Below are 21561 nucleotides of genomic sequence, written 5' to 3'. Positions count from 1 at the left end.
TATGATAGGTTAACAATAAGAGACGGCAGGGGGGCTAGTATGCTTTCAATTGAGCGTTATCAAAGAATATTAGCAGAACTGGAACAACAAAAAATAGTAAAGGTTTCCGACCTTAGCGGCATACTCAATGTGACAGAGAAAACAATCCGAATCGATTTGGAAACGCTCGAAAAACGGGGACTGTTGACTCGTATCCATGGAGGGGCTGTTTTGGTCGAATCCGAAGAAAGGCTGCTCCCGATCCAGGAGCGGCAATCGGGGCATAGTCAGGTTAAAAAGGCGATAGCCGAACAAGCGATGACTTTAGTACGGCCAAGAGAAACCATTTTGATGGATGGAGGCAGTACGACAGTAGAAATTGCCAAATTGCTTGGCGACATGGAAGTTACTGTTATAACAAACGACTTGAACATTGCCCACATTCTGCAAGATAAGGAGAAAATCCAGTTACTAGTACCGGGAGGAACCCGAATTCCAAATTCAACCTCACTTATGGGAGCGCAAGCGACGGAGCTGCTGAAAAAATTACACGTCAACAGGGTGTTTTTCGGGGCAACTGGTATATCCGTCGACCAAGGCTTGACGGTCTTTACCAGCTTGCATGCCGACTGGAAAAAGCAAATCGTCGAATGTGCCGAACAAGTAACCCTTGTTGCCGATTCCTCTAAGTTCGGAAAAGTTGCCTTAATTCAATTTGCAGCTATCGATCAAGTCAATGAAATAATTACAGATAACAGGCTCGACGAGCAAATAAAGCAACAGCTTGAGAAAAGGAATATCCAGGTCAGGGTTGTAAAAAACAACTATGCAGAAAGAGGAGGAAATTAGCGATGGATGTCGTAACATTAGGAGAAAGCATGGTTTTATTTACTCCGGATAGTCAGGGGCCGCTCCGCTATGTGAGTGGTTTTCATAAAACGATTGGCGGAGCAGAGTCGAATATTGCAGTAGCCTTGACAAGGCTTGGTCACCAGGTCGGCTGGATAAGTAAGTTAGGGAATGACGAATTTGGTTTATATGTTCGTAACTTTATCCGGGGAGAAGGCGTCGATACCTCACGTGTAGTGTTTGATGATTCGGCGCCCACTTCTGTTTTTTTTAAGGAAAGCAACCCGGGGCAGGATCCGAAAATCTATTATTACCGCAAGCAATCGGCTGCCAGTCTAATGAAACCGGAGGAGTTGGATGAAGCCTATTTGCAACAGGCAAAATACCTTCATATCACTGGAATCACCCCAGCATTAAGTGCTACCTGCAAAGATGTAGTATACCAGGCGGTAAATCTGGCAAGAGCAAATAGCCAGAAGGTTGTGTTTGACCCTAATTTGCGTTTGAAGCTGTGGAGTGAACAGGAAGCAGCCCAGGTCCTTCTTGATATTGCCGGCAAAAGCGATATAGTACTGCCGGGCATTGAAGAGGGACAATTAATGACAGGAAAAACTGCTCCAGAAGAAATAGCTGCTGATTTACTCGAAGCAGGGGCTGAAGTAGTTGTTGTTAAGCTTGGGGCAGAAGGCGCTTACTATGCAACCAAAAAAGAAAGTGGTTATGCTACGGGATTTCAGGTAAATCATATCGTGGATACTGCTGGAGCAGGGGATGGTTTTGCGGCAGGGTTTCTATCAGGCCTTTTACGCGGCTGGAATTATGAGCAATCTGTCCAGCTAGGCAATCGGATTGGAGCCTATGCCTTGAGCGTTGCGGGGGATGTAGAAGGGTATCCATTCTGGCATCAAGTCGATCCCGATAAATCTGGCCGGGAAATCTTAAGGTAGTGAGAAGGGAGTAAAAACATGGAAAAAGCAGCTATTATTGATCGCTTAGTATGTAACGGCGTCATTGCTGTGATCAGAAAAGTAGCGGAGGATAAAGTCGAAGCAGTAGCTGAAAGCTTAATAAATGGCGGAGTAAACGTGCTGGAAATTACGATAGATGTGGAAAATGCCAACACAATCATTAAACGGTTGAGCGATAGATTTTCCGGAAGAGCAGTCATAGGTGCTGGAACTGTACTCGATGCAAAGTCAGCTAGCCGTGCCATCGACAGTGGTGCCCAATTTATTGTCAGTCCTCTGCTGGATGGAGAAGTGATTGAGATGACAAAAAAATATGGGAAAGTTTCCATACCTGGAATAATGACGCCGACAGAAGCTATTGCTGCAGTTAAACAGGGGGCAGATATAGTAAAAGTATTTCCTGCTTCTGCTGTAGGCGCTTCTTTTATCAAAAATGTCAAAGGCCCGCTTCCCCACTTAAAAGTGATCCCAACGGGCGGCATCAATGTAGAGAACGCTGGGGATTACATAAGAGCAGGAGCTATTGCAGTAGGCGCAGGAGGGAATCTCGTCGACAATAAAGCTATCGCTGCAGGTGAATTTAAAAAAATCGAAGCTGCGGCAGCAAAGTATGTGGAGGCTGTAAAACAAGCAAGGCAGGCTTAAGCAGCCGTTGCAATCGATTATTCTTATCAACAGTTTATATTTGACAGTAGTAGGGAAAAGTTTTATGTTTGTGAACATAATAGCAAAGTTTTGTAAGCTGATACATCAACGGTTTTTCGTAAAAATACCACCATCAGATAGTATAAAAACTATTCATTTGCAAAAAGGAACCGAGTTAGTAAGTGTACCTCCTTTTTCAGAGGATAACTCACTTCATATAAAGGTGAAAGGTGGATGTTAAGAAATGAGCAACAAACCAAAAATTGTCGTTCTTGGTGCAGGGTACGCCGGGATGATGACAACTAAGCGCCTGACCCAGAAGCTTGGTGCTGAAGAAGCAGATATTGTTTTAGTCAACAAGCATAATTATCATTACCAATCGACATGGCTGCATGAAGTGGCAGCAGGCACGATCGATGTCAACAAAGTGCGGATGTTGATCACTGATGTCATTGATACTAACCGAGTAGAAATAGTCTATGATACTGTTCAAGAAGTTAAAAAAGACGAACAGCAGGTAATTTTGGAAAATAGTGAACTAGATTATGATTATCTAGTATTCTCACTAGGCTTTGAAAAGGCTTCTTTCGGAATTCCTGGTATGGAAGAAAACTCTATGTCTATCGAAAGCGTGGACAAGAGCCGTTTGATAAGTGAGCATATTGAACATCAATTTGCCCGCTACAGCAGCGGGAAAGAAACAAACGATGACTTGTTGAATATTGTTGTCGGCGGTTCTGGATTTACTGGCATCGAATTTGTCGGTGAATTGGCTGAAAAGGTACCAGAGCTTTGCCGAAAATATGATATTGAACGCAGCAAGGTCCGGATTATTAATGTAGAAGCTGCTCCGTCTATTCTTCCTGGTTTCGATGAAGAATTGGTTGCTTATGCCCGTAAATCCCTTGAAGATCGAGGGGTGGAATTCCGGATAGGTACTAAAATCCAGGAGTGTAAGCCAAATGCCTTCATTGTTGGCGAAGATAATGAAGAAATCAAGGCAGGGACGATTGTCTGGACTGGCGGGGTACAAGGCAGCTCTATCCTATCAAAATCAGGGTTTGAAGTGTTTAAAGGCAAGGTAAATGTCGATGGGGATTTACGTGTTCCCGGCTATGAAAATATTTTTATGCTCGGAGACTGTTCATGGGTAATGGACAAGGAAAATGACCGTCCATATCCACCTACTGCACAATTAGCTATCCAGGAAGCAGATACTGCTGCTAACAATTTAGCCGCATTGCTGCGCGGCGAACAACTGGAAGACTTTGTGTTCGATAATAAAGGAACTGTTGCTTCCTTAGGCGGCAGCCATGCAATGGGAACCGTATTTTCCGGTTATAAGCTGTACGGGAAAACCGCAAGGACGATGAAAAATGTTATTGATAACCGTTATTTATTCATGCTTGGCGGACCAAAGCTTGTCTTGAAAAAAGGGAAACTGCGCCCGTTTTAATCGATATCATTTTAAGTAGACGAATTCTCCACGAAGAGGGAGGGAAGTAGGTTTGAAAAATACATTATTTGTTACACTGCTTGCGGTCCTATCTACAGTCATTTATGCTGTAGTTTTGAGGAATCAGGAAAATAATAAAGACTTTTGGTAAACGATAGGAGTAACCGGCACCTTTATTTAAAGGATGCCGGTTTTCTTTTTAAACAATGAGCGGGGGAGTAATACGTGGACACTACTCAAGTTCCAGCAAACGTCTGTTCCTTTCTGCTGTTTTTATGTTATAATTGAGAAGTCTAAGTTAAACGGATTACTAACTTCCTTAAAATATCCTCTATTTGTTCCCCTCCCTATAAATTTCCAAGCAGATTGGTGATGAAAATGAAATTAATTTTAGCAGAAAAACCTTCCGTTGCGAAAAACATCGCAGACGCTTTAAAAATAAAAAATAAATTAGACGGTTATTTCGAAGGCAATGATTATATTATTACGTGGGCTTTCGGGCATTTGCTGCAGCTTTATGATGCAAAGGACTATGACAATAAAATGGCAAAATGGAAAATGGCCAATTTTCCGTTTATCCCTGATGACTTTAAATATAAGGTTAAAACCGACCCGAGGAACAGGGACAGAGCGGATTTGGGAGCCCGAAAGCAACTACAGACAATTAAATACTTAATGAACAGAAACGATGTAGGTGCCATTATTTCTGCCTGTGATTTCGACAGAGAAGGACAGGTAATCGGTGATAGCATCATCAATAATTTCACGCCCAAAATTCCGGTTTATCGGCTGTTAATCAATGAATGGACACAAGCAGAAGTGCTGCAAGGGCTGGAAAATATTAAGCCTAATGAAACAATGAGGCCTTTACAAGACGCAGGTATCAGCCGGCAGTGGGCTGATTGGGTTATCGGTATTAATTTGACATCGGTTGCGACTTTAAAGTATCAGCAGGGAAGCGGTAAAGCTTTGAATATTGGAAGAGTACTGCTGCCGACTTTGAAAATTATTTATGACCGGGATAAAGAAATTAGCTCGTTTGTCCCTGAGGATTATTTCAAATTGACAGCTACCTTTACAACGGATAGTAATCAGAGCTATCAAGGAACATATGTAGAGGAAAAGAAAGAGAAGTTCAAGCAAAAGCAAAGCCTCGAAGCAATAGAAGCAGAAATTAGCGACAAGCATGCGCTCATCATAGATAAACAAGTGGAGAGAAAAAAAGAATTTCCGCCATTTTTGTTCAATCTATCAAACTTGCAAGGGTTTATGACTGCTAAGTATAGCGGCTGGACTTCAGATAAAGTATTGAAGGTCGCTCAAACACTTTATGAAAAGAAATATATTACGTATCCAAGGACTTCGAGTACAGCATTGGATGAGAGCTTGGCAGGAAAAGCCGCCAAAGTGCTGAAGACCTTATCCGAAGGCCTTCCATATAAAGATGAAATAAAGTTTACTAAATCAAAAAGAATATTTAACAATGCCAAAGTAGAGAGCCATAGTGCGATCATTCCTACTTATATGAAACCCAAGCGGTTAACGAAGGATCAGGAACTGGTTTACCATGCGGTCAAGAATCGTTTTATTATGCAGTTTATGCCTGTGGCTGAATACGAAGAAACCAATTTGCTCAGTAAGATAACCGACGCGGCGATACCAGGATTGTTCCAGACGAAAGGCAAGGTACAGCTTCGCGAAGGATGGAAAAAAGTCGATAACATACAATCGAAGGATACGTTGATTCCTGCCGTGGAAGTGAACGAGAAATCATTAGTCACCGGTACGGAGCTCTCCTCGCATGTAACGAAGCCACCTAAACCCCATACCGAAAAAACATTGCTGCGCGTGATGGAAACTTGCGGTAAAACAATTAAGGAGGATGACAGTGACGACTTAATGGGCAGTATTTTGACCGGATTTAGCATTGGTACTCCTGCAACCAGGGCAGAAACTATCAAGAAACTGAAAGATGTCGGTTACATTACATCCCAGCAAAAAAGCCTCGTTTGTACAGAGCTGGGTGTTAATTTAGTAGAGACTTTTCCGATTAGCAGCTTATTTGACTTGCAATTTACTGGGCGATTGGAAAAAACGCTGTCTGACATGGAAAAAGGCAAGGTGAATAAACAGGAATTCCTTCATATGGTTTTTGACTTCACTAAAGAATCGGTCGAAACGATCAAAGGTAAACCGGAGGTTATCATTAACAAGGTTGCTAAGAAAACAAATGAAGTGTTAGGAAGTTGTCCGCAATGCGGCAGCAATATTGTAGAAGGCAGGATGGGGTTCGGGTGCAGTAATTGGAAAAGCGGCTGTAAATATATCATTTGGAAAAATGACAAGTATTTGGCAACCATGAGAAAAAGAGCAACAAAGGCAATGGTTAAGTCTTTATTAAAGAATGGAAAAGTCTATGTAAAAGGATTGACGAGTAAGCGAGGAAAGAAATTTAGTGCCTATCTGAGCTATGAAAAGAGTGAGAAGAATGATTATTTCAGCTGGAATATGGAATTTAAGAAGTAATCGATATGTTATTCACCCCTTTCAAAAAGTATGTAAGGTTATTTGACAAAAAGAGAGCGAGATTTTCCGGCCTTGTGGTACATTTAAATCACAGAACAAACCGGCTTTCAAATGGCCTAATCCTCCATTTGCTTTGCAGCTGGCCGTTTTGTAAGTGAAAGTTTGCGTCTCCCTCTTTTCTTTGCAAGGTGTCTATTTGGTTGCTGCCCTTCCAGCAGCAATCAAAAAAAGCCAAAACAGCCACCCAAGCGGCAGTTTTGGCTTTTTTTATTGATTAAATTTTTCAATCGATGACTTTACGGAATCCATTATCTTTTGGAAAGCTAGTGCAGCCTCTGCTGCATTTTGTGACTTAATCGCTTCAAGCAGGGATTCATGGTAAGGATAGCTTTGGTCAAAAATATCGTCCTTGCCGAAAGGTTGATTCCAAAATTCATGAAAGGTATCCCAAATCGAATCGATGATACTGTTTAACAGCTGGTTGTTGGCGGCCTCATATATCGCCTGGTGGAAACCGGCATCCGCCTGATTGGCCTGCTCCCGCTGATTTGCATTTAAGTTGCGGACATATTCCTGTAAATAAAACTCCATTTTTTCTATATCTGCTTTGCTGGCATGTTTGACGGCCAGATCTACAGCCTTACCTTCCAACGCAATCCTGACTTCCAATGCTTCCAATAAAAACATTTTTTCGTTTTCTACCTCAAAGGATGTTCTGATTTGAAATGGTTTCACATCTTTAATAAATGTGCCTTTTCCATTAAGTACTTCAACAACTTCTTGTGATTCCAAAAGTTGTAAAGCTTCACGAAGGGTAGAACGGCCGATGCCCAGCGAATTAGTCAACTCTGAAACAGCCGGGAGGCGGTCGCCTGCCTGTAAATTTTCTTGTTTTATATACTCCTTGATTTCACCGGCAACCAGTTCAGATAACCGCTTTTTCTTTAATAGTTTCATTCAGTCACCTCTTTAACCGCTGAATTCCTTTTTATCTTTATATTATTATACCAGATTATTCCGGCAGGGATTAATGATTGACATGCCCCATGAATAGTCTGAAAAATTAAACCTTTCATACAGGTTGGAAGTATGATAGTATAAAAAAAGATTCATTAAGTGCTAATTATACACAGAAAGAAGGAAATCGGATGAATTACAGCGACGAGGAAATTTGTACACATATTGGCGAGACTGTATCAGAAAATCATGGAGCAGTAGCACCCCCGATTTATCAAACAAGTTTATTTGCATTCGAAAGTTTTGAAGCGTTTACAAAAGCTCAAGAGAAGGAGCGGGAAAACTATGTTTACACAAGAGGGGTGAATCCAACAGCAGAATTATTGGAAAACAAATTGGCATATCTTGAAAGGGGGGAAAAGTGTAAGTGCTTTGCATCAGGGATGGGGGCAATCAGCGCCGTGTTTCTGTCCTTGCTAAAAACAAGCGATCATGTATTGTTTGTAAATAACATCTACGGGCCGACGACGCTATTGCTGGATCACTTGAAACGATTTTATATCGATCATAGCTTCGTCAGCGGCGAAATTAACGAGATCGAAAAAGCAATCAAGCCAACGACTAAACTTATCTATATGGAGAGCCCTGGAACGATGATAATGAATGTGGTTGATTTGGAGGCCATTGCTGCTATTGGAAAAGCAAAGGGGATTGTGACAGCCATTGATAATACATGGTCTACTCCAATTTTTCAAAAACCCTTGACGATGGGGATTGACTTATCCATCCATTCATTGACTAAGTATATTGGTGGGCACAGTGATGTGGTCGGCGGAGCTGTAATTGGAAATAACCAATTAGTCGATCAAATCTTTCAATATGGTTACCAATTGAATGGCGCAGTTCTTGCTCCACATGATGCATCTCTGATTATCCGTGGGCTGCGGACATTGCCGCTGCGAATGAAACAGCATGAGAAACAATGCCGCCAAGTGATCGAATATTTACAAGGCAAAGAAGAGATACAGACAATAAACCATCCCAGCTTGCTGGATGAGCGGTCTGTTCCGTTTATTACCAAGCAAATGAGCGGCTATTCCGGATTGCTTAGCTTTGAATTAAAGGAAGCCGATTTTGATAGTGTGGCTCTATTTATTAATCAATTATCGATATTTAAAATCGGGGTCAGCTGGGGAGGATTCGAAAGCCTGGTAACTGCTCCCGTCAAGCGCGGCAATGAAGAGATGTTAAGAAAACAAGGGGTCAGCCCTGGTCTCATCCGTCTTTCGATAGGCTTGGAGGGTGCAGAGTTACTAATTAATGATTTAGAACGTGGATTTCAAGCGTTGAAAAATCAACTCAAAGTACGCTAATCAATAATAAGAGGAGTGTTAATTGATGAATCAAGCAGAAATAAGACGTCCGTCCATTGGTATGGCATTGGTGCCAATCTTGATTGCGTTAGCTGTATTTATCATAGGGATAGGGGTTCTCAAATATCAGGCAGAGTTAATGCTAATATTTGCTGGAGCAATTTTTGCGGTTTTTGCCGTGTTTCATGGTCATAGCTGGGAGAAAATTCTAGTAGTAATGGGCGATAAAATTAAGAAGGCTTTACCAGCAATTCTTATCCTTTTTAGCATAGGCTTATTGATTGGCACATGGATGATTTCCGGTACCATCCCTTTTTTCGTCTATTATGGATTAGAAATCATCAATCCGAGCTATTTATATGTGATGGCGTTTATTGTTACTGCTATTGTCTCCACTTGTGTGGGAACTTCATGGGGATCGGCAGGTACGATAGGGGTAGCGCTGATGAGCATCGCCCAAACCATGGATCTTTCTTTGGCAGTTACAGCAGGTGCTGTCGTGTCTGGTGCATACTTCGGTGATAAATTATCCCCGCTATCAGATACTACCAACATGAGCTCCTTGGCTGCCGGTTCTAATTTGTATGAACATATACGCCATATGCTTTACACTTCCATTCCTTCGTCAGTTATTGCTATCATCGTGTTTTATTTTGTCGGTTTGAAAATTGATTCGAATCCAGCTCAATTGACGAATGTAGAAGAAATGTTATCAGGAATCGGACAATTATTTAACTTAAATGTAGTCGTTCTGATACCAGCGGTTATCGTCATTGCAGGTTCCTTAATGAAAAAATCGCCGTTGATTGTTTTGTTTGTCTCAGCCTTATCGGCAATGGCTATTGCATTGTTTTTCCAAAATGCCTCGGTAAGCAATTTGTTTACTGCAGCAGTTGAAGGATTTCACGTGGACATGCTGGCCGCTGCTATTCCTGGCCTGGATGCCGGGATTATCAGTGAGGACATGCAAGGACTGTTGAACAGAGGTGGTTTATATTCGATGTATGGAGCCACATTCTTTGTGTTTTGCGCTTTTTTCTTCGCTTCGGCTTTAGAGGTTTCACAGGCACTTAATGTTATCCTTGAGAAAATGATTACTTATCTGAAATCGGTGGGGAGTGTCATTTTTGCCTCGTTGCTTACAGGTTTTGCAGTTATTAACTGTACATCAAATGCATTGGTTACTTACTTTTTAGTTCAGGATATTTATGGAGACGTTTACAAGAAAAAGAATCTGCATCCTGTCAATTTGTCACGCAGTATGGAAGATTCTGTTACTATTACCGAGGCCTTGATGCCTTGGACGGTTTCGGGCGTATTTATGGCAACAACGCTAGGTGTTGGGAACTTTGAATTTCTGCCGTGGGCGATCTTCAATTTAGGAGGAATAATCTTTTCTGCTTTGTATGGCTTCCTGGCTCCATATACAGGAGGGTTTGGAATCCGGACGAATGAACCGGAAGCTGAAACTGGCAATACCTCATCAAAAACTGCAATATAAAATTTTATATGCAGAGGGTTTTGCCGAAACAGTATCGTGGAATTTATAGAAAAGAGATGTTAATATCAAAATTATCTTCTCATAGAGAAGGATTGAGACAAGCAGAAGGAGGGTAAGTATGGCTGAAAAAATTACAGCAGAGCAATTTAAAGATCTTGCGAAATCGATGAATAAGCCGATGATCCTCGAATTCGGGGCTGATTGGTGACCAGGCTGCCGTATGTTGAGGCCGGTGGTCTCAAGCGTTTCTGAGCAGCTTGACACGGTTGATTTTTATTATGTCGATATCGATGAATCACCAGAATTAGCTGAACAGTTTGGAGTACAAAGTATTCCGACCATGGTAAAAATAAAAGATGGGGGAGAAGAAGCGGATCGTTCGGTTGGCTTTATGCCAGAGGAACAGGTCAAAGCATTCGCCCAGTCTTAAAAAATAAAGAAGGTGATCCGTCTGTTAAAATAAGGCGGATCACCTTTTTTTAATTCGGCAAATTTCGGAATGTATAGCCTTTTTGTCTGATTGCTTGAATCAACTCTGGCAATATTTCCGCTGTCTGCTGTAATTCGTGCAACAAAATAATTGCCCCGTCCTCCAAATGTTCTGTAACATTTGTGATTATTTGCTGCGGCTCATTTTTTAATTCCCAGTCAATCGAAGCAACTTTCCATAGCACAGTCGTTAATCCAAGCTGTTGAGCAGCCTGTTTAGTCGTTTCATTATATTGGCCGAACGGCGGCCGGAAATAACGTACCTTTGTCCCAGTAACTGCTTCAATTATACGGACACTTTTAGCCAGCTGCTGATATTGTTTTTCAAAAGATAATGCCGTTAAATCCGGGTGGTTGATTGTATGGGTGCCGATTTGGTGCCCATCATCCAGTAACCTCCGCCATGGACGTTGATGATGTAGCAGCCTTGATTGCCAAAAAAAAGTTGCTGGTACGTCTTCTTGCTTTAAACTATCTAAAAGATCTGGTAATACCCGGGCAGGGCCATCGTCGAACGTAAGGGCGACTGTTTTTTCTCCCGACACCTTTGTCAGGATACCTTTATCTGGAGAGTCGTACACGACCCTTGAATTGGTGACCACTCATGGACTGGCCATTCCGATCTACCCCCTTTTTAGTTGGTTGCTGGTTCCTTCTGGACCATAGCCTGTCTTGAATCATATGTTTCCTCAAACTGTTTGGCCGTAAACTGATCCGGCGGACCGTCAAAAATAATTTTTCCTTCCTTCAAGGCAATAATTCTTGTCGCATAACGTTTAGCAAGCTCGACATCATGGACATTAATAATCGACAGCAAGTGATACGTTTGATGCATTTGCTGCAGCAAGGAAAAAATATGATTGGAGGTGCCGGGGTCAAGACTTGATACAGGTTCATCTCCCAGCATCACTTGCGGACGCTGTAACAGTGCTCTGGCTATTCCTACCCGCTGTTTTTGGCCACCGCTTAACAGCTCCACCCGCCGGTCAGCCATATTTTCCAGCCCGACGTCGGCGATTACCTGGTGTGCCTCTTGTTTTTCTTCTTTTGTAAACAACCCGATTAAATTTTTTAGACTATTACGGTAACCGAATGACCCGGTCAAAACATTCTGCATAACGGTAAGACGGGGAATCAGATTAAAGTGCTGAAAAATCATGCCCATTTGCCTGCGGACTTTCCGCAATTCCTCTTCGGACAATGCAGAAAGCTGTTGATTTTGCCAAAATACTTCTCCAGCCGTTGGTTTTTGTAAACTATTAATACTTCGGATTAACGTCGATTTTCCTGACCCGCTTTTTCCAAGGATACATACGAAATCCCCTTGAGAAAGTGAAAGGTCGATATCTGTCAGTGCATTTTGGTCACCGCCCGGGTAACGGACAGATAAGTCTTTGATTTCCAGCATAGCAGGGCACCTCCTTATATGACTCTGTTTCGAACGTAGCTGCCTAGTAAATCCACACAGATGACTATTATCATAATAATCAGGACGTCGAGAGAAACAGATGAATACTGAAACGTTTTGAAGTCATTAAACAAGCGCTGTCCAATCCCGCCGCCACCAATAAAACCAAGTACAAGCGAGGTACGGATGGCTACTTCAAAGCGATAGAAGTAATGTGAAAGTACATTTGGCCAGATTTGCGGCAGAATACTGAACAAGTGGGCAAACCAGTTCTTGGAGCCTACCGCTTTCATTGCTTCCTGTGGTCCAGGATCGGAAGCTTCTACCAATTCGGATATCAACTTTCCAAGCACACCGATATTATGGAAAGTGATGGCAAGAACTGCTGGAAATGGACCAAGCCCAAGAGCAGTTAATAATATTAGTCCAAAAACAATTTCCGGTATGGAACGAACGAAACTGAGTACTAATCTGGATAAATGATAGAGATACTTTGATGGCGCTGTATTCCAGGCTGCAAGAAAACTAATTGGCAAACCGATAATCAAGCCAAATATGCTTCCTAAAAAAGCCATGGCCAATGTTTCCATACTATCACTTATCATGCCCGGAAGCTTGGAATACTCCATCGGAAACCATTGAGACAAAAAATCAATCATATTGCGAAAGTCTCTGAACTTTGACAAATCAAACTCTGTAAGCCTCATGCTGAAATAAATCAGCAGACAGAGGATGAATAAAGTTAGTAAATTGCGTCGTTTAAACCACATGGAAAATCAGCTCTATTCTTCGATAATTCCTTGTTTGGCAGCTGCCTTTCGAATACTTTCATAGTCTTCATTCTCAGCAGTCGTAAACCCAGTCGCACCAAATGCGTTCAGTATTTCCTCATCTTCGATGGATTGGAACGTTTCCTGTAAAATGTTGATTGTTTCTTGATCTGTGTCTTGATGAACAGCCCACGGGTATTGGAATAATTCTTCTGACTTCCAGATAGTTTTGACTTGTTCTCCGTCAACCTTTCCTGATTCGACAAGCTGGTTAAAGATGGCACTATCAATTGCCCCTGCATCCACTTGCTGGTTTTGAACCGCTAGGGCAGTGGCGTCATGAGAACCAGTAAATCGGACAGACTGGAAAGAATGATCATCTTCTGATTGGTAAACACCTTGGTCTTGTAGCTCGATTTCCGGAATTAGCGCTCCGGATGTGGAGTTAGGATCACCGAAAGCGAAATCGACTTCCGCTGGATTTTCCAAAAGACCATCCAGTGATTCCCATGGATTATCCTTGTGCGTGATAATATAGGAATGGTAATACGGTTCACCATCAATAAGTTGGGTGATGATTGCTTTTGCTCCGCTTTTTTCGTGTGCCACCACATACGTCAATGGACCGAAATAAGCCATATCAATTTTATCGTAGTTCATCGCTTCTACTACCCCGTTATAATCAGGATAAACATCGACGGTAACCTTCTTGTCCATTTGTTCGTCGATTATTGATTGAAGCTTATCCATTGCCTGTTCCATTTCGCCTTCTGTTTGGGCAGGGATGACACCGATAGTGAATGTTTCATCCTTGTCACCGTCTTCCGATTGCTGGTCTGTTTGGTTTTCCTGATTGCTTCCACAGGCTGTTATAATTAGCACAAGACTGAGAATAAATGCAAAAGGGATCCATTTCTTCATTACTTTCACCTCATTATTATTATTAAGTGGATTATTGATAATTTTTATCCATGTCGTTTAAAGGATCATGGTTCCAGTTTTCTATTGTTTCCTTCAGCCCCTTTGTCAGGGGATAACGGACCTTCCAATCCAGCTCACGTAATGCTTTTTTGTTTTCTAAGTAACTTTCCTTAATATCCCCGCTCCGGTCTGTTAAATATTCTGGCATTAGTTCGGTTCCTAACAGGGAATTAAGCTGTGCGGCAAGCTGGTTTAGATTTGTAGGAAGGTTTGTTCCAATATTCAATGTCTGCTGATCACCCCGCCTGATGGCAGCCAGAATTGCTGCCGCTACATCTTTGACGAAAATGAAATCCCGCGTTTGATTGCCATTCCCGTAAATGATCGGACGCCTGCCATTCGTCATCTTCTCAAGGAAATTGAAAATTACGTTGCCTTCTCCTTTTTGGTCAAAAACAGGTCCATATACATTTGCATACCGTAGAATCGTATAATTAATTCCATGTAAGCTTGCATACAGCTTGACGTAATTCTCAGCGGCATGTTTGGAAATCCCATAAAAAGAGATAGGAACCTGCGGGTGATCTTCAGAGATGCCTAAAAACTGCGGCTCTCCATAAACAGCCGCAGAAGAGGCAAAAATAATTTTTCCGACTCGGTGTTTTTGACAGCTTTTTAAAATATTGATTGTACCGTAAATGTTTGTTTCTGCATCCAAGCCTGGATCGGCTGCCGATTTAGTGACATCCACTTGGGCAGCAAGATGAATGACGCATTCCGGCTGTTCTATTTCAAACACCTGGTCCAAGCCTCTAGTTATATCAACCGGATAATATTCCACATTTTCCATGCGGCTTAGCGCAGATGTGCGGTCATAGTCAATCACGGCTACATCGTAATTTTCTGTTAGCAAAGCATCTACTACATACCTGCCAATAAAGCCGGCACCTCCGGTAACGAGCACTTTCATAACATTAACCCTTTCTTGTCCAATATAATCCCATAATCGGCATAGCATTTATATGTGTAGCTTAACGAGCCTGGCGATAGTAGAAAGTAGAAAAAAGGGCTCCTGTGAGCCCTTTTTTCCAACCATAATAAACCGGACCTTTCTGGTGATGGTAATTAAATGACAGTAATGCGCCCTGGTTTTTCACTGGTTACTTCACCGATGATTGCCGACGGTATTTCGCTGTCCTTCAGCTTTTGCTGAAGGTCTGCTGCTTCAGCTTCCGGGACAGAAATCAATAATCCTCCTGAAGTAACGGCATCACACAGGATCAGCTGGTCTATCTCAGAGATGCCCTCCTGGTAATCGATACAATCATCAAGCCATTGATGATTTTTTTTCGTGCCTCCAGGTATGACGTTTTGTTCTGCTAGTTCCCTAGCCTGAGATAGGAGCGGAACGTCTTTATTGTGGATAGTGATTCCGACTTTACTGCCTTCCGCTATTTCCCTTGTGTGGCCCAACAATCCAAACCCAGTGACATCAGTACATGCATGGACCGTATGGTTTTCCATCGCTTCAGCAGCATGCTTGTTCAACGCAGCCATTACTTTCATGACTTCATCAGTTGCTTGGTCATCAAGCAAATCCTGCTTGATAGCTGTGGTCAAAATCCCGACACCGATTGGTTTGGTGAGAATAAGCTTGTCTCCCGGTTTTGCGCCCGCATTGGCACGGATTTTATCCGGGTGGACAGTTCCGGTGACGGACAAGCCAAACTTAGGTTCCTGGTCATCGATAGAGTGTCCGCCGACAAGAACAGCTCCTGATTCTTTAACCTTATCGGAGGACCCTGCCAAAATATCAGCAAGAACGCTTTTATCCAGCGTGTTAATCGGGAACCCGACAATATTCATGACGGTGATTGGCTTCCCGCCCATCGCATAAACGTCGCTCAATGCATTAGCAGCAGCGATTTGCCCGAACATATATGGATCATCTACAATTGGTGTAAAGTAATCCAGTGTCTGGACTAGAGCTGTGTCATCATTTATTTTATATACACCTGCATCGTCTGCCGTTTCCAGGCCGACAAGCAGGTTAGGATCTGGTACGGACTTCGGTAAGTGGCGCAGCACCTGCGCCAGGTCTTCAGGACCTATTTTGCATCCTCAGCCGCCTTTCGTAGATAAGGAAGTCAATTTGATAATATCTTCTCTAGACATGGTTGCTCACTCCTTTTTCGGTTCCGAAATACAGTGGAAACTGCTTTTCTTGATAAATCCAGCCTGCTACTCGATGGACTGCTGGTAAATCTTCAGCAAGGCTTCAGCTTCATGCTGGCTGGAATGAAATTCGGCAATGTATTGGGCAGCAGCCTGTCCAATCGACTGCCTTAAATTGTTATTATTCATGATTTCTTCTGCATAATCAAGAAATTGGTTTTCATTCTCATAAATAAAACCTGTCTCCCGATGGGCGACAATACTACGATTCCCTTGATTTCCAGCTACTAAAACAGGAATCCCGAAAGCCATTGCTTCTAAAATTGCCGATGATTGCCCCTCTGAATGAGAAGTATTCAGCAGAACATCAGCCTTCCGGTACACCGCCCCCATGTCGGCATGGTTTAACTGGCCTAAATACGTAACCCAATCGCTGTTTTGTGCGACAAGATCTTTAACAATTTTGCCTTCATCGCTTTCCAGAACAGGCCCGATAATCCAAAGTTTGATATGGGGGGATTTCTCATGTAATTTGCGAAGCATATGGATAGCGCTCGGTACGTTTTTTACTTTTCTGATGCCGGCTGGCAAAACAAATAAGCAGGAACCGGCATCCTTATCGAAGGTTTGGCCATCTTCACGGAAATCGTCCGTTCCCTGGGGAATCATATACGTCTTATGCTTTACATTTGGCACTTCCCTTAGCAGTGTTTCTTTCGCCTCATCATTGAAAACGTGGATGGCTTCAGCTCCCGTTAACGAAGCTATCACATCTGGGCGAGTACTTGTATCCCATAAGTAATGATTGAGATCTGTTCCCGTGATGGTAACGATATAGGTTTCCGGTTTACTTTTCAGTTGTTTCATGAATTGATAAAAGCGATAGGCATGAAAGCCATGGACAATATCGACTTTCGGGATAACAGTTTGTTTATTATCATCGGTAATGGAGACGATTTCTGTATTTACTCCTAGTTTATTGAGGCCATCGGCAATTCGTTTTACTGTAACCGTATTTCCTCGTGGTTGATGGAAGTTAGGGGTTGCTAGTATAACTTTCATTTCGTTCTCCTTTTAAAAAAATAGGTTTGCTCCAAATATAATTGGCTTGGCAGTCTGTTGCAAATAATAAGGATGGGTGGAGTTCATCACTGTCTTTACTATTCCCGATTTAAACATTATTGTTAATGTTAATTGCGTGTATGGTTAACAAGTTGTTACTAACTGGTGCAATTGTCTTCTTAAGTGAACAGCACATTGTGCTAACGGACAGGACTGTGAAATACTTGAATTCGAGATAATGTTAGAATCAGAAATTAATTTGCTAGTAAAGAAACCTGAGGGATACAAACTTTATTAGGCTGTTAAAATCATAACTTGAATCGTTCATAACAAGTTAGATAAGTTTCTCGTTGCAGAGTAATCTATTCTGCTTTTTTGTTTACATAACAAATCAAGGAGGGAAAAATAACCTTTTGCAGTAATGGATAGTTGGAAGCAGGGTATAAAAACTCAAAAGGGAGTAAAGAAATGGAAAAAATTAATTCTATAACATTAGAGGGTGTAAGAGAATTTGCAAAAAAGAAGTTAGTTGGATTTCGTGTAGTTTGCGAAGACATGACGGGTTATGGTCAAGAGATTCCTGAAGCTTCTATGTCATTAGAGCGACGTAAAGCTGCAGAGACTTCAGAAGAAGACGATGGATACTGGGTTTGTTTCGAGGTTCATGAATTTGAGGATATTCCTGCCGGGATGGTTCGTTTAGTTGTCCCTGCACAGAAGTATGCAGTTCTAAACTTTAACGGACATGCTTCAGAAATTTTCCAAGTATATACTCATTTGCATAAATGGATTGGTGAGAATGGATATAAGAGGGTACCAGATAAGTGGTCATTAGAAATTTATTCAAAATGGCCGAAAAGTGAAGATAAAGTGGATCTATGTGATCCGGTCCTTTAGGCGATTTTTGGAAAATGTAATAGGGTGTAGAATGGCATTAAATTAATTAATCTATCGTTAACTGACTTTTATATCAAATACAAATCAGTTATGTAAGCCTCTAAGAGTAATAGATTATTTTATTGCCTCGAATTCAAGTCTTTATAATATAGGGGCAATTGTTCAATAAGGATTACCAGATTTTTCTGACGGGCAGAAAGGCTGAGGAATTACCTTAAAGTGGTGTGTTGGAAGGGGTTCAGAAATGATACAGATTAAAAAAGCCGATTCAAGTCACGTGGCTGGGATTTCCAAAGTTTGTAGTGATGGTTATTGGGCAACATACCGTAAAATACGTAGTGAAGAATATATTAAAAGAAATATAAAGGAATTCTATAATCTCGAAAGAATAGAATTGGAAGTTACTGAAACAAGCAGAGAATGGGGGGGCTATCTTGTCGCTGTTGAAGAGAACGAAGTAATTGGCGCGGTTGGCGGGGGAATGACTAATGAGACTGCTGGGGAAGTATTTGTTCTATATTTAAATCCGAATAGACGGAATGAAGGTATCGGCACATTGTTATTAAAAGCTCTTACCAAACAACAAAAAGAGGAGTTCAATGCAACTGAACAATGGGTCTCAGTTGCAAAGGGGAACCAAAAAGGGATTCCTTTCTATGAAGCAAGAGGTTTTGTTTTCAAAAAAGAACAGAAAGCATATGGGAATTCAGAGGGAGAAAATTATATCGCGTTAAGATATTTTCGTGAAATTTAGTCAGTCTATCATTAGTAATATCGGGATTTTGAGCTTTCTATCACAGGGGGCGATTACTCAATAAGAGTAATCACCTTTTTCCCTCTAGGATTGAGTAGGGTAGAGGAGAATATGTTAGTAAGTGGTTGGATATTGTACTAACTTGGCAGGATTATGGAATGAGGGTAATTTTTTAATTTAGAAATAAACAAAGGGGAAGAGTATGGAGAATTGGTTAACGGATATTATAAGTGAGTTTGGTTATATGGGGATTATGTTTTTAATTGCCTGTGAAAATATTTTTCCTCCTGTTCCGTCTGAAGTAATACTAACGTTTGGGGGTTTTATAACAACTACATCTAAACTTAGCATTTTTGGTGTAATTGTTTCAGCAACAGCAGGTTCAGTTATTGGAGCTATTGTTCTTTATATTATTGGATTACAACTTGATGTGGCAAAGTTAGAGAAAATTGTGGATAGATGGGGACATATTCTTCGTATAACAAAAAACGACATCTATAAGGCTGATGCTTGGTTTGATAAGTATGGTCCTTGGACAGTCTTTTTTTGTCGCTTCGTTCCTTTAATTCGTAGTTTGATTTCTATTCCTGCTGGTATGTCTAATATGAATGTTGGCTTATTTCTATTATTTACAACATTAGGGACTTTGATTTGGAATGTTGTTCTCGTGTATTTAGGTGCTTCAGTAGGCGGTTCTTGGGAAGTAATTGTAGACTATATGGAAGTATACTCTAGAGTGATATACGCTTTCTTATTCTTACTCGTCATTATTTTTGTGTATCTATTTATAAAGAGAAGAAGGTAAAATCACAATTAAGCTAACGGGTGCCTTAGTTGACGAAGGAATACCCCAATGCACCCATTTATTAAAAGGGCCACTGGGGTATTCTACTACGACAACCAAAAAAATAACTAAGCTAACTATTACTAAATGTCCAATGATTATTTAAAATAAAATTAACAAGGGGGATAATAAGGATTGTAACTATCTCACCTATGATGTAGTGGAAAGAAAAGATTGTAACGGTTGAATAAATGATGACAAAGTTTAGAAAAAATCCTATAACAGCGACAATGGAAAATTTGACCAACTTTGAGTGAGTGTACAAGCTTCCAAAAGTATATTTTTTATTAAGAATAAAAGAGAAGATCGTCATTATGATAAAAGAGAGGGATGCTCCTAATACAGGTTTAATATCTAGCATTTCAACAAAAAAGAACATGGCCAAGAAATAAATGGACGTACAGAAAAATCCTACGAGACTATAATTAAAGAACTTATTTATGAGAGCTTTTTCACAGAGCATAACTATGTATTCCTTTCAGGTCTTTGTTACCTTGCTTTTATTACAAATTTATTTTACCCATTGATAATTGAAATTACTGCTGATAAATTTTTTCAGATTTCAACCCCGAATGATACTTATAACTCCTTGTGAAAGTAAATTGCTGTAAAGAGTTTGATGGACAAGCTCTTTTTTATAATTGTCTATTAGTAATTTATCGTAGAATGGTTAGGTCACTTTAACAACAAAGTGTGGGAGGATAAATCCAGCTTTATTCCTAAAACAAGCAGCGAGAAAAAACTAGCCAACTTTCTGATTTTTGTAGTTTAAAGATTTGGGACTTGTAGGGGTGTTAACTATATTCTTTGTACTACTTCTGTTGATTAACATATACAATTTTAAAAATACACTTGGTAACCAATCGTCGTTAGAATAGATTAGATATCTCGCTTCCCATGAATGGGAGAATTTACGTTTGTATTCCCTTAATCCTTTAAAGTTATAGGGGACTTTCACGTACTCATAAATTAGATTGGCTACCTTCTCATAAATTTTATCTTCCTTTGACTTACCAACATTTGAGAGAGGGCACATACCTAAACTGCATTTTTCATATTTTTCGTCTTTTGCCCAAGAAAGTATAGATATAATTAACATGTCCATCGTCCCATGGGGGCTTTGGGGGCGATATCTCATAAGATCAACAATGAGAGATTTCGAATCTTTATAAGCGTAACCTAACGTGACAAAGGCAATTAACTTGCCTTCCGGATTACGAAGAGTACCTATGGGTGAAAGAGCAACGTAATCTCTTTTGAAAAAACTAACAGAAAATCCTTTTTCTTTTTTCCCGCTCAACCATTCATCTGATATTTCTTCTATCTCTTTTAGTAGTTTTCCGGTATGGGGAGGATTAACTACCTGAAATTGGTAACCTTGCTTATTAAATTTGTTGCGCCGGTTTCGCAATTTGGCTCCATATTTTCCGGAAATGGAATAGCTGTTGAGGTCGACTGTTGCTTCTTCTCCTAACTTGAAAACCTTATGGTTTTGTAGATAAGAGGTTGTCGAAGAACTAACCTGATAGTATACTGCCTTGCTTTTTTTTCTATCGGCATACTGTTCAAACTCCTTAATAGCTTCTTGGAAGTATGTCCTTTCGCCAATGGGATCACCTAACACAACTAGTCGGTTAGCAACTTGTTGGTATGCAATTAATACTTTATTTTCTTTTGCCCAAAATAAGTTTTTATCCTCGAGAAATAATAAATGGGATAGATGATTTCCTTTATATGTATTCAAAAAGTGCTCTAATTTTTTCATGCGTAACCTCAATTCATGTTGTATGTCTGTTGCTATCTTCCGTGTCAGACTATCTAATTATAAAAGGGTTTTAAGTACCATTCAACAAAAATTTTCAAATCGTAGCAGGGAAAAACGAAAGGTTACCTTGCTAACGCTCAGCCTAAAAATGTCCCGATATTAAACAAGGCGATGCATCGAGCACCATTTAGAAGTCCTAAAAATAAATAAGAGAATCTGAAC

At 40.8% G+C, this 21561-nt stretch carries 21 protein-coding genes; 11 read left to right on the top strand and 10 right to left on the bottom strand.

The genetic code is table 11. The annotated features are described in order from the left end of the window. Positions 1 to 39 precede the first annotated feature (39 nt). From BLR93_RS03540 to BLR93_RS03520, 5 genes are all read left to right on the top strand, one after another. Entirely contained in the window at positions 40 to 828 is a 789-nt protein-coding gene (locus BLR93_RS03540; RefSeq protein WP_093211269.1) for a DeoR/GlpR family DNA-binding transcription regulator, read from the top strand. 2 nt (positions 829 to 830) lie between these two features. Further along, a complete protein-coding gene (locus BLR93_RS03535; protein ID WP_093211267.1) occupies positions 831 to 1775 on the top strand; it encodes a sugar kinase in 945 nt (314 codons plus the stop codon). A gap of 18 nt (positions 1776 to 1793) precedes the next feature. After that, positions 1794 to 2441 carry a bifunctional 4-hydroxy-2-oxoglutarate aldolase/2-dehydro-3-deoxy-phosphogluconate aldolase gene (locus BLR93_RS03530; RefSeq protein WP_093211265.1) on the top strand — a complete coding sequence of 216 codons (648 nt, stop codon included), beginning with the start codon at positions 1794 to 1796 and terminating at the stop codon, positions 2439 to 2441. Between the two features lie 244 nt (positions 2442 to 2685). Continuing rightward, positions 2686 to 3897 carry an NAD(P)/FAD-dependent oxidoreductase gene (locus BLR93_RS03525; RefSeq protein WP_093211263.1) on the top strand — a complete coding sequence of 404 codons (1212 nt, stop codon included), beginning with the start codon at positions 2686 to 2688 and terminating at the stop codon, positions 3895 to 3897. A 378-nt stretch (positions 3898 to 4275) separates the two neighbouring features. Further along, complete coding sequence (locus tag BLR93_RS03520; protein WP_093212328.1) at positions 4276 to 6423, top strand: type IA DNA topoisomerase; 2148 nt, start codon at positions 4276 to 4278, stop codon at positions 6421 to 6423. A 267-nt stretch (positions 6424 to 6690) separates the two neighbouring features. Here the strand turns inward: BLR93_RS03520 and BLR93_RS03515 are convergent, their stop codons facing one another. Beyond that, positions 6691 to 7380 (bottom strand): FadR/GntR family transcriptional regulator, encoded by a 690-nt coding sequence (locus BLR93_RS03515; RefSeq protein WP_093211261.1) that lies wholly within the window; start codon positions 7378 to 7380, stop codon positions 6691 to 6693. 191 nt (positions 7381 to 7571) lie between these two features. Here BLR93_RS03515 and BLR93_RS03510 point away from each other — a divergent pair, with 191 nt between their 5' ends. The 3 genes from BLR93_RS03510 to BLR93_RS03500 all read left to right on the top strand — a co-directional run bounded on the left by BLR93_RS03510 (position 7572) and on the right by BLR93_RS03500 (position 10684). Continuing rightward, positions 7572 to 8753 (top strand): trans-sulfuration enzyme family protein, encoded by a 1182-nt coding sequence (locus tag BLR93_RS03510; RefSeq protein WP_093211259.1) that lies wholly within the window; start codon positions 7572 to 7574, stop codon positions 8751 to 8753. Positions 8754 to 8778: 25 nt separating this feature from the next. After that, on the top strand, positions 8779 to 10254 hold the full coding sequence (gene nhaC / locus BLR93_RS03505; protein WP_093211257.1) for a Na+/H+ antiporter NhaC: 1476 nt from the start codon (positions 8779 to 8781) through the stop codon (positions 10252 to 10254). Positions 10255 to 10477: 223 nt separating this feature from the next. After that, positions 10478 to 10684, top strand: a complete 207-nt coding sequence (locus BLR93_RS03500; RefSeq protein WP_175559224.1) for a thioredoxin family protein — start codon at positions 10478 to 10480, stop codon at positions 10682 to 10684. 49 nt (positions 10685 to 10733) lie between these two features. On the opposite strand, the gene BLR93_RS03495 is transcribed toward BLR93_RS03500, so the two are convergent. From BLR93_RS03495 to BLR93_RS03465, 7 genes are all read right to left on the bottom strand, one after another. Next, the gene (locus tag BLR93_RS03495; protein ID WP_245690047.1) at positions 10734 to 11324 is read right to left on the bottom strand and encodes a polysaccharide deacetylase family protein; all 591 of its coding nucleotides are present in this window, start codon (positions 11322 to 11324) and stop codon (positions 10734 to 10736) included. Positions 11325 to 11377: 53 nt separating this feature from the next. Continuing rightward, positions 11378 to 12151, bottom strand: a complete 774-nt coding sequence (phnC, locus tag BLR93_RS03490) for a phosphonate ABC transporter ATP-binding protein (protein WP_093211251.1) — start codon at positions 12149 to 12151, stop codon at positions 11378 to 11380. Between the two features lie 14 nt (positions 12152 to 12165). Beyond that, a complete protein-coding gene (phnE, locus tag BLR93_RS03485) occupies positions 12166 to 12921 on the bottom strand; it encodes a phosphonate ABC transporter, permease protein PhnE (RefSeq protein WP_093211249.1) in 756 nt (251 codons plus the stop codon). A gap of 12 nt (positions 12922 to 12933) precedes the next feature. Further along, positions 12934 to 13842, bottom strand: a complete 909-nt coding sequence (gene phnD, locus BLR93_RS03480; protein ID WP_093211247.1) for a phosphate/phosphite/phosphonate ABC transporter substrate-binding protein — start codon at positions 13840 to 13842, stop codon at positions 12934 to 12936. Positions 13843 to 13873: 31 nt separating this feature from the next. Continuing rightward, positions 13874 to 14812, bottom strand: coding sequence for an NAD-dependent epimerase/dehydratase family protein (locus tag BLR93_RS03475; RefSeq protein WP_093211245.1), 939 nt, complete (start codon positions 14810 to 14812; stop codon positions 13874 to 13876). 155 nt (positions 14813 to 14967) lie between these two features. Continuing rightward, the gene (gene selD / locus BLR93_RS03470) at positions 14968 to 16017 is read right to left on the bottom strand and encodes a selenide, water dikinase SelD (protein WP_093211243.1); all 1050 of its coding nucleotides are present in this window, start codon (positions 16015 to 16017) and stop codon (positions 14968 to 14970) included. Between the two features lie 66 nt (positions 16018 to 16083). Beyond that, positions 16084 to 17079, bottom strand: coding sequence for a glycosyltransferase (locus BLR93_RS03465; RefSeq protein WP_175559223.1), 996 nt, complete (start codon positions 17077 to 17079; stop codon positions 16084 to 16086). 468 nt (positions 17080 to 17547) lie between these two features. Here BLR93_RS03465 and BLR93_RS03460 point away from each other — a divergent pair, with 468 nt between their 5' ends. From BLR93_RS03460 to BLR93_RS03450, 3 genes are all read left to right on the top strand, one after another. Beyond that, positions 17548 to 17976 (top strand): GyrI-like domain-containing protein, encoded by a 429-nt coding sequence (locus tag BLR93_RS03460; RefSeq protein ID WP_093212326.1) that lies wholly within the window; start codon positions 17548 to 17550, stop codon positions 17974 to 17976. A gap of 244 nt (positions 17977 to 18220) precedes the next feature. After that, the gene (locus BLR93_RS03455; RefSeq protein ID WP_093211241.1) at positions 18221 to 18730 is read left to right on the top strand and encodes a GNAT family N-acetyltransferase; all 510 of its coding nucleotides are present in this window, start codon (positions 18221 to 18223) and stop codon (positions 18728 to 18730) included. Positions 18731 to 18932: 202 nt separating this feature from the next. Further along, positions 18933 to 19535: a DedA family protein gene (locus tag BLR93_RS03450; RefSeq protein WP_093211239.1), complete on the top strand. Its 603-nt coding sequence runs from the start codon at positions 18933 to 18935 to the stop codon at positions 19533 to 19535. Positions 19536 to 19647: 112 nt separating this feature from the next. Here BLR93_RS03450 and BLR93_RS18470 read toward each other — a convergent pair whose 3' ends face one another. Continuing rightward, the gene (locus BLR93_RS18470) at positions 19648 to 20037 is read right to left on the bottom strand and encodes a GtrA family protein (RefSeq protein WP_093211237.1); all 390 of its coding nucleotides are present in this window, start codon (positions 20035 to 20037) and stop codon (positions 19648 to 19650) included. A 279-nt stretch (positions 20038 to 20316) separates the two neighbouring features. After that, positions 20317 to 21339 (bottom strand): phosphatidylglycerol lysyltransferase domain-containing protein, encoded by a 1023-nt coding sequence (locus tag BLR93_RS03440; RefSeq protein WP_093211235.1) that lies wholly within the window; start codon positions 21337 to 21339, stop codon positions 20317 to 20319. Between the last annotated feature and the right edge of the window lie 222 nt (positions 21340 to 21561).

It is taken from the genome of Sediminibacillus albus, from assembly GCF_900101125.1.
GTDB classification, from domain to species: domain Bacteria; phylum Bacillota; class Bacilli; order Bacillales; family Amphibacillaceae; genus Sediminibacillus; species Sediminibacillus albus.
The sequence above is the reverse complement of the archived record's forward strand: the minus strand, read 5'-3'. Positions and strand labels throughout refer to the sequence as shown.